Genomic DNA, 15,102 nt, shown 5'->3' on the forward strand with positions numbered 1-15,102 from the left:
TGTTTGTGGTTATTCGTCTTTTATTCGGAAGTAGAATTTATGATTTTCGAATACAGGTTCCACAATGTCATAACGAACAAATTTGGCGAGCAGATGTTCAGCGGCACGTCGTGAAAGTCCGGTTTGGCGACAGTAACGGTTGAGTGAGAGTAAAGTTCCGTGTTCCAGTTGGTCGAGCAGGAGCTGTTCACGTTCGGTGTAGCGGATGAGTTCTCCACGGGGACTATCGCTCTGTTGCCATACGCGGAGATGTATGGGAGTTGCCAGAATATTTTCGTCCTTGATGCGGAGATAGGCTAGGGGCTTTCCGGTTTCGTCCTTGGCATAAACCGGTTTATGTGGAGTCTCTTCGATGGTTGCCACTAACACTTGCCGTCCTTCCACAATGTATGTTTGCAGAGAATATTCCACTTCCGGCACGCAATAAAGTTGTGCTGCGGCTTCAATCATATATTTTTCTTCTTCGGAGCGTACTCCTGCAATTTTACCATTGTCTTTAACGCCAATAAGTAATCGTCCTCCGTCCGTGTTGGCAAAAGCCGAAAGTGTTTTGGCAATTTTGCGTGCGTCGGAAATTTCGAATTTAAAATCCTGTTGCTGGTGCTCTCCTTCAGCAATCAGTGCATGTATATAATCGGTATCAGTAAGCGGTTTCATGGCTGCAAAGGTAGGTAAAATTGATAAAAAGTCCTTTTTTTAGATATTTTTCGAAGATTATTTCAAAAAAAATATTGATTTTATGCTTTTATTTCGGGAAACAGTGTATTTTTTGCGGCACATTATTAACGAAAAAAATAAAAGGATTATGAAAGAATTGGTAGAAAAGGTAGCAGCTCTTTATGCTGACTTCTCAAAAGATGCTAACGCACAGATCGAAAACGGTAACAAAGCAGCAGGAACTCGTGCTCGTAAGGCTTCTTTGGAAATCGAAAAAGCAATGAAAGAATTCCGTAAAGCATCTTTGGAAGCTTCTAAGAAATAATAGTTAGAAGACTACTAAGATATCAGAAAAAGAGAGGGCATATCGTGAAGCGATATGCCCTCTTTTTGGTTTAATGTGGAATGAGTTTTAATTGTTTTAGTACAGATAGTGACAATTGTTTAAGTAGAAAGGGGTATCTTTGTATGTAGCAATTCATTGCATGACTCGTGAAGAAACGACTGATAAGGTTTTAATATAGTATTGATTCATATTGAATATCTATCTCAAATTAAATCGTATATTTGCGAAAAGAATCAAGATCGGGAATGATGAACGAAAACGTCTTAGCTAAACTGAAGATACTTGCAGAATCTGCCAAGTACGATGTTTCCTGTTCTTCCAGTGGTACGGTGCGTTCCAATAAGCCGGGAACGCTGGGAAACACTGTGGGAGGATGGGGGATATGCCACAGTTTTGCCGAGGACGGTCGATGTATCTCGCTATTGAAAATCATGCTTACCAATTATTGCATTTACGATTGTGCCTATTGCGTCAACCGTCGTAGCAACGATCTTCCCCGCGCTACCTTTTCCGTTTCGGAATTGGTGGAGCTGACGATGGAATTCTACCGTCGTAACTATATCGAAGGGCTGTTTCTTAGCTCCGGAGTGGTCCGTAATCCGGACTATACAATGGAGAGACTTGTGCGTGTAGCCAAAGATTTGCGGCAAGTGTACCGTTTTAACGGTTATATCCATCTCAAGAGTATTCCCGGAGCCAGTCGCGAATTGGTGAATGAAGCCGGGTTGTATGCCGATCGCCTTAGTGTCAACGTCGAAATTCCCAAAGAAGAAAACCTGAAACTTCTGGCGCCGGAGAAGGATCACAAAAGCGTATTTGCTCCGATGAAATACATTCAACAAGGCGTGTTGGAGAGCAAAGAAGAACGGCAGAAGTTTCGCCACGCACCCCGTTTCGCACCTGCAGGACAAAGTACCCAAGTGATTGTGGGAGCTACCTCCGAATCAGATAAAGATATTCTTTTTCTTTCGTCGGCACTTTACGGGCGCCCTACCATGAAACGTGTCTATTATTCGGGCTACGTCTCTGTGAATACGTATGATAAGCGCCTTCCGGCATTGAAACAGCCGCCTTTAGTACGTGAAAACCGCCTCTATCAGGCTGACTGGTTATTGCGTTTTTATCAATTCAAGGTAGATGAGATTGTGGATGATTCCTATCCGGATCTCGATCTCGAGATAGACCCGAAACTCTCGTGGGCTTTGCGCCATCCCGAACAGTTCCCTGTCGACATCAATAAGGCGGACTACGAAATGTTGCTCCGTGTGCCGGGAGTAGGGGTGAAGTCTGCGAAACTAATTGTTGCTTCCCGTCGTTTTTCGCGGCTGGGATTTTATGAACTGAAGAAGATAGGAGTAGTAATGAAGAAAGCGCAATATTTCATCACTTGCAAAGAACTGCCTCTCCAGATGCAGACGGTGAACGAACTTTCTCCGCAACGGGTACGCAGTCTGTTGTTGCCGAAACCGAAAAAGAAAGTGGATGAGCGGCAGTTGTTGCTTGATTTTGGCGAATAAGAATAATTTACTATTAGACGATTTACTATTTACTATTTAAGTTAGCATTGTAAAATATCATGTATGCATCGGACGTTAATGATTTCAAAAGTGATACCAAGCGTAGATCGTCTAATAGTAACTTAAATAGTAAATTGTGAATTGTCTAATAGTAAATATGTTTAGTGTTTATATTTATGATAAAACCTTTGATGGGCTGCTGACGGCCGTATTCGACGCCTATTTCCGCAAGACCTTTCCCGATGCTTTGCTGTCGGAAGGAGATGCTTTGCCTTTATTTTGTGATGAGCTGCATACGGTAGTGACCGATGAAGAAAAGGCCGGGCGTGTGTGGCGGGGATTGCAGAAGAAAGTTTCCTCTTCTGCTTTGGGTTGCCTCACGCAAAGTTGGCTGTCGGAACTTCCGGAAATAGGAATACTTATTTTTCGATATATCCGTAAAGCAATTGATGCACCCCGCTCTATTGAAACCAACTTTGGTGATCCGGATGTTTTGCAATTAGCGCAAATATGGAAAAAAGTGGATGGCGAACGTGTGCACCTGATGCAGTTTGTCCGTTTTCAGAAAGCTGCCGACGGTACATTCTTTGCCGCTTTCGAACCGCAGTATAATGCGCTCCCGCTGACCGTTCACCATTTCAAAGATCGTTTTGCCGATCAGAAGTGGATTATTTACGACATGAAACGCCGTTACGGATTTTATTATGATTTGCAGGAGGTGACGACTATCTCGTTTGATGATGACAGCCGTGAATCCCATTTGATTACGGGGATGCTGGACGAAAGCCTGATGGACAAGGATGAGAAGCTTTTCCAACAACTTTGGAAGACATATTTCAAGGCCATTTGTATCAAAGAACGCATGAATCCGAGAAAGCACAGGCAGGATATGCCTGTACGTTATTGGAAGTATTTGACGGAAAAGCAGAAGTAGATTTCCATTTTGGGAGAGGAGCGAAAGTCTGACTATTCAATTCGCTGCACCGTTACATCCGGAAATTCCTGTATCAGCGAAAGCAGATGCCCTTCATCATTATTTCGTTTCGACTTGATAACCATGGTAACCTGATAAGATTCTGTTTCGCCCGTGTGTAGCGTTTCCATCTCGTAAGAGACTATCAGGTAGTCTTTAGAGTTGAATCTGTCCGCTATCTGTTTCAGTATGTCTTTGTTGGGAGTTGAGAAAGAAACCATTGAGCTTTTCATTCCGATGCTTTTAAATAGATAGCTAAGTAGTTCCAGTCCGACGAGGGTCAATATCGTGGCGGCAATGCTGATGGTGTACATTCCTGCACCTACCGCCAGGCCGATACCTGCTGTTGCCCAGATCCCTGCGGCGGTAGTCAGTCCGCGTACAATCTGTTTTTGAAAGATGATGGTTCCTGCACCGATAAACCCGATACCGCTGACAACCTGTGCCGCCACCCGACTGGGATCAAGTGTGACACTACTTTCTTTTATAATTTCCTGAAATCCGTATTGGGAAACGATCATAATCAAAGCACTACCTAGCGACACGAGAAAATGAGTGCGGTATCCGGCTTCTTTGGCACGGTATTCACGATCCAGTCCGATGATGGCTCCCAGTATTCCGGCAACCAATAAACGGATTACAAAATCCATATTCAACATCATGTGTTCAATCTCCTTTCTGTTTTTTATTGTTTGTGGAAAAATGCTTAGGACTATAAATATACAATTATTTCCCCTTTTTGTATCAATCATTTAGCAATATTTGAACGTATCCAATTCATTTTATCGTATATTCGCAGATTCAAATAAATGTTTAATCCCGCGACCGAGCAAATAATGAAGAAAAGAATTTTTTATATAATCAGCTTTCTGGTGATCTTCTGTATTGAGGTGTTGATAGCTTTGTATGTGCGCGACCGTTTCATACGTCCCTATGTCGGAGATATGCTGGTTGTAGTGCTGGTATATAGCTTTGTACGTATCTTTCTACCGACGGGGATTCCGCGGATACCGTTTTATGTCTTTCTTTTTGCCTGTTTCGTAGAAGTGTTGCAATACTTCCAACTGGTGGAAACATTGGGCGTTACGAACCGTGTAGCCCGAATTGTGCTGGGTTCTACGTTCGATTGGGGAGATATTGCCTGCTATGCTGTGGGATGCGTTTTCATTGTCTTATTCGAGCATTTCGTCCGGCGTAGATCATAGAGGACTTATTTCTCTTCCGCTTTGGTTTCGGATGGGTCCAGGCTGTGGCCGCAATATTTGCAAAACTCTGCATTATCTTCGTGTCCGGAGCGATGGCAGTTGGGACATTCTTTGTCTCTCCTGCGTTTATACTCTTTCATCATGGAGGCAGATACGATACCTGTGGGTACAGCGATAATCGTGTAACCGATCAGCATGACACAGGCGGAAAGGAATTTTCCGAGGCCGGTGGCGGGAGTAATATCTCCATAACCTACGGTAGTCATGGTGACGATAGCCCAATAGATGCTGTTCGGGATATTGTTGAACTGGGAGTTGGGTTGCGTTCCTTCAATCATATACATTAGCGTTCCGATGGAAGTCACCAGAATGACGACAAACAAGAAGAACACTGCAATCTTCTTACTACTTTCACGCAAGGCAGTGAGCAGCCGTTCCCCCTCATTCAGAAAGTTGAAAAGCTTGAAGACGCGGAACACACGTATCAGGCGGAAGGCGCGGATGATGAGTAGATAGCGGGCGCCCGGAAAAAGCAGACCGATGTAAAGAGGCAGCGTGGCCAATAGGTCTACGATACCGAAAAAGCTGAATATGTATTTCCGGGGACGGGGTGAACAGTAAATCCTCGTCAGATATTCGAAAGTAAAAAAGCCGGTGAAAAGGAACTCCATAATGACGAACGGAGTCGTCAGATAGGTGGGAAGTCCTTTCAGGCTTTCGATGATAACGAGCAATACGCTGACCAGAATACAGCCGATAAGAATCACGTCGAACAATTTCCCGGCAGGGGTGTCCGATTCGAAGATGATGACGTACAACTTTCGTTTCAGTTTCTCGTCATGCAAAAAAAGATGGATTCTTTCTTTCAGTTTCATATCAATAGTGTTTGGCCGGAATTAAAGAAAAAGCCTTTTTAGTCGATGACCCACTGTTTATTATAGGCAACGGTTTTTTGCGGGTTGTAATACATTCCCTCTTGTGTAGGAATATAGAGAATGTATGTCTTTCCGGTCTTGTTTTTCAATGAAGTGTCGCGCAGCCAGGGATTGGCATCGCGGAGTTGGGCATAGGTGATTCCCTGTGACTTTGCGTAGTCGTTCAGATCGTCGATAGAAGTGTTGACGGTTACCTCTTTATAAGGAATAGGCGGATACAGATGTTCCCGTTTCAAGAGGAATCCGTAACGTTGCGGGTTATTGAATATCTCTTTGGCTGCCAGCAGGCGAAACATATAGCGGGAAGTTTCCTCTACCAGCCATAAGTCCATGGCATGATTTGCCAACTGCTTTTCGAGTTGGGAGGAGATACGTCCCTGTCCGGCGTTATAGGCAGCGGAGACAGCCATCCAGTCGCCATATTTGGCATACGCTTGTTTGAAGTATTTGCAGGCGGCAACGGTTGCTTTTTCAATATGGTAACGCTCGTCTACGTTATCGTTCACTTCCAGCCCGAATTCCCGTCCGGTGGCAGGCATAAATTGCCACAGACCCGCTGCTCCTGCCGGAGAGCGTGCAATGTTGTTCAGGTTGCTTTCGATGACCATCAGGTATTTGAAGTCATCAGGAATGCCGTTTGCTTTCAGTATCGGTTCCACGATGGGGAAGTAACGGTTGGCACGCTTTATCAATAGCATGGTGGTGGAATGCATATAGGTGAAGGCCATCATCTCGCGGTCCATCCGTTCGCGGCGGTCGTAGCGCCGGAGATCAATCGTTTCCCCGTCGAAGGTGACTTGTGTGGGAACGGTAGGCGGAGTAACACAATACGGCACTTCCGATTTAGCGGAATGTTGTTCGTTCACTTGGCTGCTGCCTGTCAATACAGGGATGGAAGCACCGATGCAAAATACTAATATAAGTGTAAGAATATAGTTGATTTTCATTCGTCTTTTCATTTTATAACCTTTTTGGATGCTTCAATGTTTAAGTCTACCTTGCAAAGATAACCTCATTTTGCCTTTTTCAAAGAACTTTTCTTGCATTTTATACGTTTTTCTAATAGAGTTAAATAAACAATGAATCAAGATGAATATAGCAATGACCGGAGCTACCGGATATATCGGTAAACATCTTTCTAATTATCTCACAGAAAAGGGCGGACACCGGATCATTCCTCTGGGAAGGTCGATGTTTCGCGAAGGTATGTCCGGTTATTTGATTCAGACATTGACCCATTGCGATGTTGTCATCAATCTGGCAGGTGCACCTATCAATAAGCGTTGGACACCGGAATATAAACAGGAGCTTTTCAATAGTCGTATTGTCGTAACCAATCGTATTATCCGCGCTTTAAACGCAGTCAAGACGAAACCGAAACTGATGATTTCGGCTTCCGCCGTAGGCTATTATCCTTCGGAAGCGGAGGTGGACGAATATACCCGTACCCGTGGAGAAGGCTTTCTGTCCGATCTTTGCTATGCGTGGGAAAAGGAAGCGAAACACTGTCCCGAACCTACCAGGCTCGTTATTACACGCTTCGGCGTAGTGCTTTCTCCGGACGGGGGGAGCGATGCAGCAGATGCTTCGTCCTTTACAGGCCACAAAGATAGCCACCGCCATCGGTCCCGGTACGCAAGCTTTTCCATGGATATCGATACACGACCTTTGTCGTGCAATGGAATTCTTTATCACTCACGAAGAAACACGTGGTGTATACAACTTGGTTGCCCCGCAACAGATCTCGCAAAATGCTTTCACCCATGCGATGGGAAAGGCTTATCAGGCATGGACAACGATTGTGGTTCCTCAAAAAGTTTTCCGAATCTTATATGGTGAAGCTGCCTCTTTCCTGACTGCCGGTCAGAGAGTCCGCCCTACGCGTCTGACGGAAGCGGGATTTCATTTCTCCATTTCCAATGTCGAACGTCTTTTCAGAGGTACGGATCACAGTACGGTTACCTCTCTCGACCTGCACCGGTATATGGGACTCTGGTATGAAATAGCCCGTTACGAGAACCGTTTTGAACATGGACTTGTAGACGTCACGGCTACTTACACGCTTCGTCCCGACGGCATGATTCGTGTAGAGAACCGGGGATGCAAACGTAATTCTCCTTACGACATCTGCAAGACTGCCAACGGACACGCCAAGATACCCGATCCCGCACAGCCGGGTAAACTGAAAGTGTCTTTCTTCCTTAGCTTCTATTCTGACTATTACGTCTTGGAGCTGGATGAAGAGAATTATAACTATGCTTTGGTAGGTAGTAGTACCGATAAATATCTCTGGATACTAAGCCGTACACCTCAACTGCCGGAAGCAATCAAGAAGAAACTCGTCACCGTTGCCGAACGCCGTGGATATGATACGAGTCAGTTGAAGTGGATTGACCAACTCTAATCCCAATCCCTGCTAATAACCCAAGATTATTTTGCAAGAGTACTCAACGAACAATAAGCCAACTTTAAAGTAACAGAAATTATGGATTACGAAATTATTCATCAGCCCGAACAAAAATTGTTCAAGACAGAAGTAGACGGTCGCACCGCCTTTGTAGAATATCGCCTGATAGGTGATTCTCTTGATATTATCCATACAATTGTACCCCGTCCGGTAGAAGGCCGCGGAATAGCTGCTGCACTGGTGAAAGCTGCTTACGGCTACGCATTGGCCAACGGGATGAAACCGAAAGCAACCTGCTCGTATGCGGTGAAATGGTTAGAACGCCATCCGGAACTGGTATAAACCGTTGTCCGGATGACGTTATCAGAATTGTTTGTGCTTTACTAATATTTGGTAGAAAAAAGTTCTAATAGCTGGCTTTTGTTTAATGGTTTTGTGAGGAATGCATTACAACCTGCCTCCATGGCACTCGCTCTGTCAGAATCGAATGCGTAAGCTGTCAAGGCGATAATCGGAATTTTGGTATTGAATTCCCTGATTTTCTGTACCGCTTCGAGTCCTCCCATGATCGGCATCTTCATATCCATGAGGATGATGTCATACTGTTCGTTACGTATCTTCTCAAGAGCTTCCACTCCATTTTTTACTCGTGTAAGATTATACTTGAAGAGAATGTGCTGCACTAAAGAAAAGTTGCTGTCATTGTCTTCGGCAATCAGTACTTTGAAAGCCTTCTTATTGATATCGCTCAATGAAGGAAGTGGCGGAACGGAAACCGACGGTCCGGATATTTTTTTGTTTTCCTGGGCCATGTCAGTCCCCTGTGTATCTGTAGTACAAGGAACCCATGCCCAAAAAGTGGAACCGATACCGGGCTTGGAAGTGAACCCGATCTTTCCTCCTGCACCTTCTATGATTGCTCTGGAAATGGCCAGGCCGAGTCCTGTGCCTTGCGCAAATTCGTTAAGCTTCTGAAAACGTCCGAACACCCTGTCCTGCACTTCTATCGGAATACCGACACCCGAGTCCTGCACGTAGAAACGGATTCCTTCGTTTTCTATGCTATATCCCATTTTGATGAATCCCTCTTGAGTGCACTTCACCGCATTGGTGAGGAAATTCATCCATACCTGTTTAAGACGGTTGGCATCCAGAAATATCCAGCAGTCCGCATAAGGATTATCTACGAAGACCTTTACGTCAGGATTGGTGATTTTCTGTTGAATCATCATGTATAGTTCATTGCAGGTCTTGGACAGATTGAATTTCTCTCTCTTACGTTCGAGGATGCCTGATTCAATTTTGGAAAGGTCGAGAATATCATTAATGAGCCGCAACAATAATTCATTGTTGGATTCGATGATATTCATGTATTCTTCTTTTTCTTCCGGATTATCGCAATGCACCATTAAGCCCGAGAAGCCGACAATGGCATTCAGGGGTGTACGTATTTCATGGCTCATGTTGGCAAGGAATGCTGATTTGAGCCGGTCGGAAAGTTCTGCCTTCTCTTTCAGCTCTTTCAGTTCCTGTGCCATCTTTTCCCACTTCGTGTTGTTGAACTTTATGCCGGTGTAGCGGGTGACGTTTCCTTTCTTGTCTCTTTCAACCGGAATACCGGTTACTATCAGAGTTTGCCACTCTACATCCCATTTACTTTTGGAGCGGTACTGGAAACTGAACTCTTTATCTGTCCGTTGGAGCATATGCTCGATGTATTTGCCGATACAGTCCAAGTCCTCCGGGTGAGCCACTTCCATGTAATCGTTCGGGGTGATGGCTCTTTCCGGATGATAATCGTTTACCGGGTCATTGAATGCTTTGAACTGTCTGGTCATGACATCGAAATCCCAGTAAGACATTCCGATAGTCTTGAAAGTAAGTTCCATTTTGTAATTTCGTTCCTTTACTTCCTCGTCCAGTTGGTGAAGTTTGGATATATTTTGCCGGAATCCCGTGAAACGTATGTTATTGCCGTATTCGTCTTTCTCGAACGGTACGCCCAGAATATTGCAATATTGCCATGAATTATCATATTTAGTTTGCATGCGACAGGTGAAATTGATGGTCACTTCTTTTCCCGAAAGCATGGATTGCATAGCGTCGTAGACAACAGACCGGTCGTCGGGGTGTATGACTTCCAGATACTCTGTAATGGTGAGAAGTTTGTCGCTTGCATAATCATTGATAGGATCGTGGTAAGATTCGAACTTACAGGTACGTACATCGAAATCCCAGTGAACGATATTGCTCACCTGCATGGCAAGTTCGCGTTTGGCTATCAGTTCCTGCGTTTTCTTTACCATTTCCAGTTTCTCGGTAATGTCCAATTGCGTTCCGATAATCAATAACTTCCCCATATGTTCGGAGGACAGGCGCATTCTGCTCTCATAGTGGCGATATTGTTTTTCGGCCTCATTGTAGGCGCGTAATGTGATTTGTCCGTTTTCGATCTCCTTATTTATTAGCTGTGAGAACACGACTCTCAACTGGTCACGGTCTTGCGGATGCAATATATTTAATACTTCCTCCAGAGTCATTCCTTTTTTGACAATGGATGTTCCATACAATGAGTTGAATGTTTTTTTGCGGACATCGTATACCCAGGAAGACATATTGGCGGCTTCCATTGCCATTTCCAGATTTTTCTTGTTTTCTTCTGTCCGGAATTCTGTTTCTCTGACCGCTGTCTTGTCATTGGAGAGCAGCATATGTCCGATGATGTCTCCCGCTTTATTCCGTAAAGGAACTAACTGGACTTCGAAGATCATGCTATTTTTGTTGTAAGTAGCAAAATACTCGTCTTCATTGATGCGGTTGAAATCATATTCAAATTCCAGCGTCATGTTTTCTTCACCGCTTTGTATTCTGGCTTTGAGCTGGTCATCCATGTAAGGGCTGGAAAACAGGTTGACGACACCTACGACTGCACTCCGGTCGCTGACTCCGTACATTTTCAATGCGTGATCATTGATGAAACGTAAAATTCCGTCTGTATCATACATTTCTATGCTTATCGGTATATGGGCATATATACCTTCCGCAAACAGAATTTGTTCGTGCATCAATTCAGTTATTCCTTGTTCAAAGATTGTCTGGCTGTTTTCACTGGGAAGAATCTCCTTTTCATTCATTTTTATTGTTATTTATTTTTGTCTGTCGAATCAAATGGGTAATTGGGTTGTAGAGTGTATGTACATCGTTTCTTAACCACTGTAGCATGCTTCTATATACAAATGTAATAAAAATAATAAGAAAAAAGGAATTAATGAACGGAAAAGCTGAAGTTATGAACGATTGCTTTTGTGTCCAATTTTATAGATATATTTCCTGTTTACTAACATATCTCTTGGATTACGGTATAATTGTGGAAAAAAGAAAGGGAATCTGCCGCTTAGTGTTTTTTATGAATGATATTTTTTTGTGGATAATTTTAGAATTTAGGCTTGTATGCAGATAGTACGCACGTTGATACGTACATGAAATATAGAATTTGAAAGAATTTGTTTATAGCGGGGGAGAGAATGGTTGTACATGGTTTTATATAAACTTTCAGAGATAAATGTATCTCTGAAAGTTTATATTTATTACATTTTATTTCCACCTCTTCAACTGTGGAAAGTACTCTTTCATCGCTTTCCGTGCTTCCTCCACCGTGTATTTTACTTTCGAATCTTTATTGAACTCGTTAAGAAAATTTAGATTATGTTCGATCATCTCGTCCATGGTGCACTCTTTCGTGAAATGTCCGTCCGCATAGCAATAGTGGCAATAATCTTCGTTCTTGCTACCATTTGCTTCTTTTCCAAAAGTTGAGTCGTCTATCGGCATACCGCAACTTTGACAAAATTTTTGTTCCATTTTTTAGTTAGATTATAAGTTTATGTTACAGGCAATCGTTTCCACATCCAGCGGGGAATCATTTTCCAGAAAAAGACCAGTATCCGGTAGCGCCAGTCGATCACCACTATCCGTTGTTTCCGCTCCAGTGACCAGGCAATGTGGCGTCCCACTTTGGCTGCGTCCATCAACATCGGATAATGTTTTCCGTCATTCAGCAAATCGGTGGCAACAAATCCGGGACGGATATCGGTAAAACGGATATTTAGTTTTTGTAAATATGAAAGTTGTTCGAGAGCATCTATGTAAGTGTTCTGGAAACGTTTGGTGGCAGAGTAGGCAGGAGCCACCCCAAGCCCTTTCGTTCCCGCGATGGAGCTGATGACTGCCAGGTGGCCGCCTCCGTTTTTCCTGAAATAGATGAAAGCGGTATCCACCATGCGGATAAATCCCTCAACATTGGTGTATGCCGTGTTCAGTTCCACCTCCATATTTAGCTCCGTATTCTGGAAACCGATGCCCGAACTAAGAAGAAACAAATCCATGCCGCCCACCTTGTCGATGAGCATATTCAATTTCTCGCCTGCATCTTCCTGTGTTACGTCCAACGCTTGAATCTGAATCTGATCCGGTGCTGCCCGTTGCAGGTTTTCGAGAGCGGATTGCCGTCTGCCGGCTACTCCGATTTGCCATCCATCCAGTAACAGACATTTTGCAACTTCTTGTCCGATGCCGGAGGTAGCGCCAATGATAATGGCTTTTTTCATTACTGATTTTTTTTAGTAAGTTATAGGTTCAATAAATGTCGTATGGCCTGCCAGGGTGCATAAAGCAACATCCTCGGTCCGGAGAAACGCATCACTTGCCGCATTCGTTCGCGCATGGCAGGCTTGTAGCAATGTACGGTGCATTCCTTGCACGCACCCTTTTTCTCTCCAAACGGACAATGGTCGAGACGGGCATGGGCATAGCGAAGCAACTCTTCACAGTCGGCACAAAGAACTGTATTTTTTTCTTTTTTCCGGCAATAGAGGCGGATCATCAATTCTACTGTTTTCTTTTCACGTTCAATGTGTGATGCTGTCATCTCTTTCTTTTTACACTTTGAAGTGACAAAGATAGTGAAGATTATGCAGAAATACAGGCGTATTCTGTTAAAATACACCTTCTTCTTTTTTCTATTTTGAAAATCACCCTTTCATTTTGGTAGGGTATTTAGAGATTACTTTTTCATAATGAAAAAAAATATTGCATTGATTATAAGCGAATTATCTGCATCCTTTTCATTTTGGCATACTCTTGGCTATGAGGGGAGCATACAAGATAATTCATGAGTTATGGAAGAGTACATTTCAGATAACAGTCTGTATATTCGGAGTAAGAATAATAGCATGATCAACCGGAAGATGATAGGGCGTGTGCTGGGTATGTTGCTATTCATCGAATTGGGGATGTTTTTACTTTGTGCCGGAGTGTCGGCCGGTTACGGGGAAAGTGATTATAAATACTTTCTTTATACCTGTGTTATCAATGCTGTGGTAGGCGGATTGTTACTGCTCTACGGACGGGGAGCGGAGAATAAGATGAGCCGGAGAGACGGATATTGTGTAGTCACTCTTTCATGGGTGTTTTTTACCTCTTTCGGCATGCTTCCTTTTTATTTCAGCGGAAGCATTGATACGATAACCAATGCCTTTTTCGAAACCATGTCCGGGTTTACCACCACAGGAGCCACCATTCTCGATGATATTGAATCCCTTTCCCACGGTATGCTTTTCTGGCGAAGCCTGACGCAATGGATCGGTGGTTTGGGGATTGTGTTTTTCACGATTGCCATTCTTCCTATCTTTACCACCGGAGGAGTGCAACTCTTCTCTGCTGAATCTACGGGAGTGACACACGATCGTACCCATCCGAAAATCAATGTTATGGCCAAGTGGTTATGGACCATTTATCTGGTACTGACTATTTCGGAAACTGTTTTATTGATGTTTGGGGGCATGAGCTTGTTTGATGCCATTTGCCAGTCGTTTGCCACTACTGCTACGGGAGGATATTCTACGAAGCAGAACAGTATTTCTTACTGGAATTCTCCGTATATAGAATATGTGGTGGCTATCTTTATGATTGTTTCCAGTATCAACTTCTCTTTGTTTCTGATGTGTTTGAAAGGAAAAGTCAGTCGTTTGTTCAAAGATGAAGAGTTGCACTGGTTCCTGGCGTCGGTGGGTATTTTGACTTTCCTTATCACATTGGCACTTGTCTTTCAAAATCATTACGACTGGGAGCTGGCTTTCCGGAAAGCATTGTTCCAAGTGTCTACGGTGCATACTTCCTGCGGTTTTGCTACGGACGATTATAATATGTGGCCTCCTTTCACGTGGTTGTTATTGTTTATTGCGATGCTTTCGGGAGGATGTACGGGGTCTACCAGTGGAGGTATCAAGAATATGCGGTTGCTGATTGTGGCACGTGCCATCCGGAATGAGTTCAAGCATCTGCTCCATCCGAATGCCGTGCTTCCCGTTCGTATCAATAAGCAGACGGTGTCTTCTTCTATCGTAACTACCGTACTGATTTTCTTTGCTTTTTATTTGGTCCTGATCCTGATTGGGTGGACGGTTCTCTTGTTTTTGGGAGTTGGCTTTACCGAGTCCGTCAGTACGGTTATTTCGAGTATAGGCAATGTCGGTCCGGGATTGGGAACTTGCGGACCTGCATTTTCATGGAATTCTTTACCTGATCCGGCAAAGTGGATACTCTCTTTTCTGATGCTGGTGGGACGTCTGGAGCTGTTTAGCGTACTCCTGTTGTTTTATCCGGGATTCTGGAAGAATAGATAAACTGTAAATCATGAGCGGGCTTCTTAAACTTCTTAGAAAGAGCTTGTTGTTGACGGAAACAATCTGTATCTTTGCGGCATGAAAAAGTTATTGTGTCCGCAATGTAAGATTGCAGCTATGTATGTGAAGAATGGACAAGGTGAAAGGCTGCTGGTTTATGTGCTCGAAGATGGTGAAGTGGTTCCCAAATATCCGGAAGATTCGGTGGAGGGGTTCGATTTGACAGAAGTCTTCTGCTTGGGATGCTCGTGGCATGGTTCACCTAAACGGTTGGTGAAACGATAGACCGGGGTATTCATACTCTCATACTCATTTATTGATTTATGTCAACTAAAAGAGGAACGCAAATCGAGAACTAATTCCTTGAATTTTCCGTATC

General features: G+C 43.8%; 15 protein-coding genes and 1 pseudogene. 8 read left to right on the forward strand and 8 right to left on the reverse strand.

Annotation, left to right across the window (positions count from 1 at the left end; genetic code table 11):
- Positions 1-9: 9 nt before the first annotated feature.
- Positions 10-657 carry a helix-turn-helix domain-containing protein gene (locus tag NXX38_RS13825; protein WP_148364472.1) on the reverse strand — a complete coding sequence of 216 codons (648 nt, stop codon included), beginning with the start codon at positions 655-657 and terminating at the stop codon, positions 10-12.
- A 148-nt stretch (positions 658-805) separates the two neighbouring features.
- Between NXX38_RS13825 and NXX38_RS13830 the strand changes: the two genes are divergently transcribed.
- The 3 genes from NXX38_RS13830 to NXX38_RS13840 all read left to right on the forward strand — a co-directional run bounded on the left by NXX38_RS13830 (position 806) and on the right by NXX38_RS13840 (position 3,454).
- Positions 806-982, forward strand: a complete 177-nt coding sequence (locus NXX38_RS13830; protein ID WP_004301965.1) for a histone H1 — start codon at positions 806-808, stop codon at positions 980-982.
- Positions 983-1,251: 269 nt separating this feature from the next.
- Complete coding sequence (locus NXX38_RS13835; protein ID WP_004304808.1) at positions 1,252-2,520, forward strand: putative DNA modification/repair radical SAM protein; 1,269 nt, start codon at positions 1,252-1,254, stop codon at positions 2,518-2,520.
- 157 nt (positions 2,521-2,677) lie between these two features.
- Positions 2,678-3,454: a TIGR03915 family putative DNA repair protein gene (locus tag NXX38_RS13840; protein WP_148364579.1), complete on the forward strand. Its 777-nt coding sequence runs from the start codon at positions 2,678-2,680 to the stop codon at positions 3,452-3,454.
- Between the two features lie 32 nt (positions 3,455-3,486).
- Here the strand turns inward: NXX38_RS13840 and NXX38_RS13845 are convergent, their stop codons facing one another.
- Positions 3,487-4,155, reverse strand: a complete 669-nt coding sequence (locus NXX38_RS13845; RefSeq protein ID WP_148364473.1) for an MgtC/SapB family protein — start codon at positions 4,153-4,155, stop codon at positions 3,487-3,489.
- A gap of 174 nt (positions 4,156-4,329) precedes the next feature.
- Here NXX38_RS13845 and NXX38_RS13850 point away from each other — a divergent pair, with 174 nt between their 5' ends.
- Positions 4,330-4,698 (forward strand): DUF2809 domain-containing protein, encoded by a 369-nt coding sequence (locus tag NXX38_RS13850; protein ID WP_258979807.1) that lies wholly within the window; start codon positions 4,330-4,332, stop codon positions 4,696-4,698.
- A gap of 5 nt (positions 4,699-4,703) precedes the next feature.
- Here the strand turns inward: NXX38_RS13850 and NXX38_RS13855 are convergent, their stop codons facing one another.
- Together NXX38_RS13855 and NXX38_RS13860 are read right to left on the reverse strand one after the other, a co-directional pair.
- The gene (locus tag NXX38_RS13855) at positions 4,704-5,573 is read right to left on the reverse strand and encodes an ion transporter (RefSeq protein ID WP_074557882.1); all 870 of its coding nucleotides are present in this window, start codon (positions 5,571-5,573) and stop codon (positions 4,704-4,706) included.
- Between the two features lie 38 nt (positions 5,574-5,611).
- A complete protein-coding gene (locus NXX38_RS13860) occupies positions 5,612-6,592 on the reverse strand; it encodes a lytic transglycosylase domain-containing protein (protein WP_195649200.1) in 981 nt (326 codons plus the stop codon).
- A 130-nt stretch (positions 6,593-6,722) separates the two neighbouring features.
- On the opposite strand from NXX38_RS13860, the pseudogene NXX38_RS13865 reads away from it, so the two are divergent.
- Together NXX38_RS13865 and NXX38_RS13870 are read left to right on the forward strand one after the other, a co-directional pair.
- A pseudogene (locus NXX38_RS13865) lies at positions 6,723-8,037 on the forward strand (TIGR01777 family oxidoreductase).
- An 81-nt stretch (positions 8,038-8,118) separates the two neighbouring features.
- A complete protein-coding gene (locus NXX38_RS13870; protein ID WP_148364476.1) occupies positions 8,119-8,382 on the forward strand; it encodes a GNAT family N-acetyltransferase in 264 nt (87 codons plus the stop codon).
- A gap of 41 nt (positions 8,383-8,423) precedes the next feature.
- Here NXX38_RS13870 and NXX38_RS13875 read toward each other — a convergent pair whose 3' ends face one another.
- The 4 genes from NXX38_RS13875 to NXX38_RS13890 form a co-directional block, all read right to left on the reverse strand.
- Entirely contained in the window at positions 8,424-11,174 is a 2,751-nt protein-coding gene (locus tag NXX38_RS13875; protein ID WP_258979809.1) for a response regulator, read from the reverse strand.
- Between the two features lie 460 nt (positions 11,175-11,634).
- Positions 11,635-11,901: a zinc ribbon domain-containing protein gene (locus NXX38_RS13880; protein ID WP_217723144.1), complete on the reverse strand. Its 267-nt coding sequence runs from the start codon at positions 11,899-11,901 to the stop codon at positions 11,635-11,637.
- Between the two features lie 20 nt (positions 11,902-11,921).
- A complete protein-coding gene (locus tag NXX38_RS13885) occupies positions 11,922-12,647 on the reverse strand; it encodes an SDR family NAD(P)-dependent oxidoreductase (RefSeq protein WP_074557892.1) in 726 nt (241 codons plus the stop codon).
- A gap of 20 nt (positions 12,648-12,667) precedes the next feature.
- Positions 12,668-12,967 (reverse strand): nitrous oxide-stimulated promoter family protein, encoded by a 300-nt coding sequence (locus tag NXX38_RS13890; protein WP_074557894.1) that lies wholly within the window; start codon positions 12,965-12,967, stop codon positions 12,668-12,670.
- 250 nt (positions 12,968-13,217) lie between these two features.
- Here NXX38_RS13890 and NXX38_RS13895 point away from each other — a divergent pair, with 250 nt between their 5' ends.
- The gene (locus NXX38_RS13895) at positions 13,218-14,723 is read left to right on the forward strand and encodes a TrkH family potassium uptake protein (RefSeq protein WP_234131952.1); all 1,506 of its coding nucleotides are present in this window, start codon (positions 13,218-13,220) and stop codon (positions 14,721-14,723) included.
- Positions 14,724-14,801: 78 nt separating this feature from the next.
- A complete protein-coding gene (locus NXX38_RS13900; protein WP_148364480.1) occupies positions 14,802-15,008 on the forward strand; it encodes a hypothetical protein in 207 nt (68 codons plus the stop codon).
- Positions 15,009-15,102 lie beyond the last annotated feature (94 nt).

The organism is Bacteroides sp. BFG-637, from assembly GCF_024793605.1.
GTDB classification, from domain to species: Bacteria; Bacteroidota; Bacteroidia; order Bacteroidales; family Bacteroidaceae; genus Bacteroides; species Bacteroides vicugnae.

Bases quoted from the DNA above. Each gene is read 5' to 3' on its own strand.
- NXX38_RS13860 (WP_195649200.1), bottom strand. From the start codon at position 6,592: ATGAAAAGACGAATGAAAATCAACTATATTCTTACACTTATATTAGTA.
- NXX38_RS13855 (WP_074557882.1), bottom strand. From the start codon at position 5,573: ATGAAACTGAAAGAAAGAATCCATCTTTTTTTGCATGACGAGAAACTG.
- NXX38_RS13890 (WP_074557894.1), bottom strand. From the start codon at position 12,967: ATGACAGCATCACACATTGAACGTGAAAAGAAAACAGTAGAATTGATG.
- NXX38_RS13880 (WP_217723144.1), bottom strand. From the start codon at position 11,901: ATGGAACAAAAATTTTGTCAAAGTTGCGGTATGCCGATAGACGACTCA.
- NXX38_RS13835 (WP_004304808.1), top strand. From the start codon at position 1,252: ATGAACGAAAACGTCTTAGCTAAACTGAAGATACTTGCAGAATCTGCC.
- NXX38_RS13885 (WP_074557892.1), bottom strand. From the start codon at position 12,647: ATGAAAAAAGCCATTATCATTGGCGCTACCTCCGGCATCGGACAAGAA.
- NXX38_RS13900 (WP_148364480.1), top strand. From the start codon at position 14,802: ATGAAAAAGTTATTGTGTCCGCAATGTAAGATTGCAGCTATGTATGTG.
- NXX38_RS13870 (WP_148364476.1), top strand. From the start codon at position 8,119: ATGGATTACGAAATTATTCATCAGCCCGAACAAAAATTGTTCAAGACA.
- NXX38_RS13825 (WP_148364472.1), bottom strand. From the start codon at position 657: ATGAAACCGCTTACTGATACCGATTATATACATGCACTGATTGCTGAA.
- NXX38_RS13845 (WP_148364473.1), bottom strand. From the start codon at position 4,155: ATGATGTTGAATATGGATTTTGTAATCCGTTTATTGGTTGCCGGAATA.
- NXX38_RS13875 (WP_258979809.1), bottom strand. From the start codon at position 11,174: ATGAATGAAAAGGAGATTCTTCCCAGTGAAAACAGCCAGACAATCTTT.
- NXX38_RS13895 (WP_234131952.1), top strand. From the start codon at position 13,218: ATGGAAGAGTACATTTCAGATAACAGTCTGTATATTCGGAGTAAGAAT.
- NXX38_RS13850 (WP_258979807.1), top strand. From the start codon at position 4,330: ATGAAGAAAAGAATTTTTTATATAATCAGCTTTCTGGTGATCTTCTGT.
- NXX38_RS13830 (WP_004301965.1), top strand. From the start codon at position 806: ATGAAAGAATTGGTAGAAAAGGTAGCAGCTCTTTATGCTGACTTCTCA.
- NXX38_RS13840 (WP_148364579.1), top strand. From the start codon at position 2,678: ATGTTTAGTGTTTATATTTATGATAAAACCTTTGATGGGCTGCTGACG.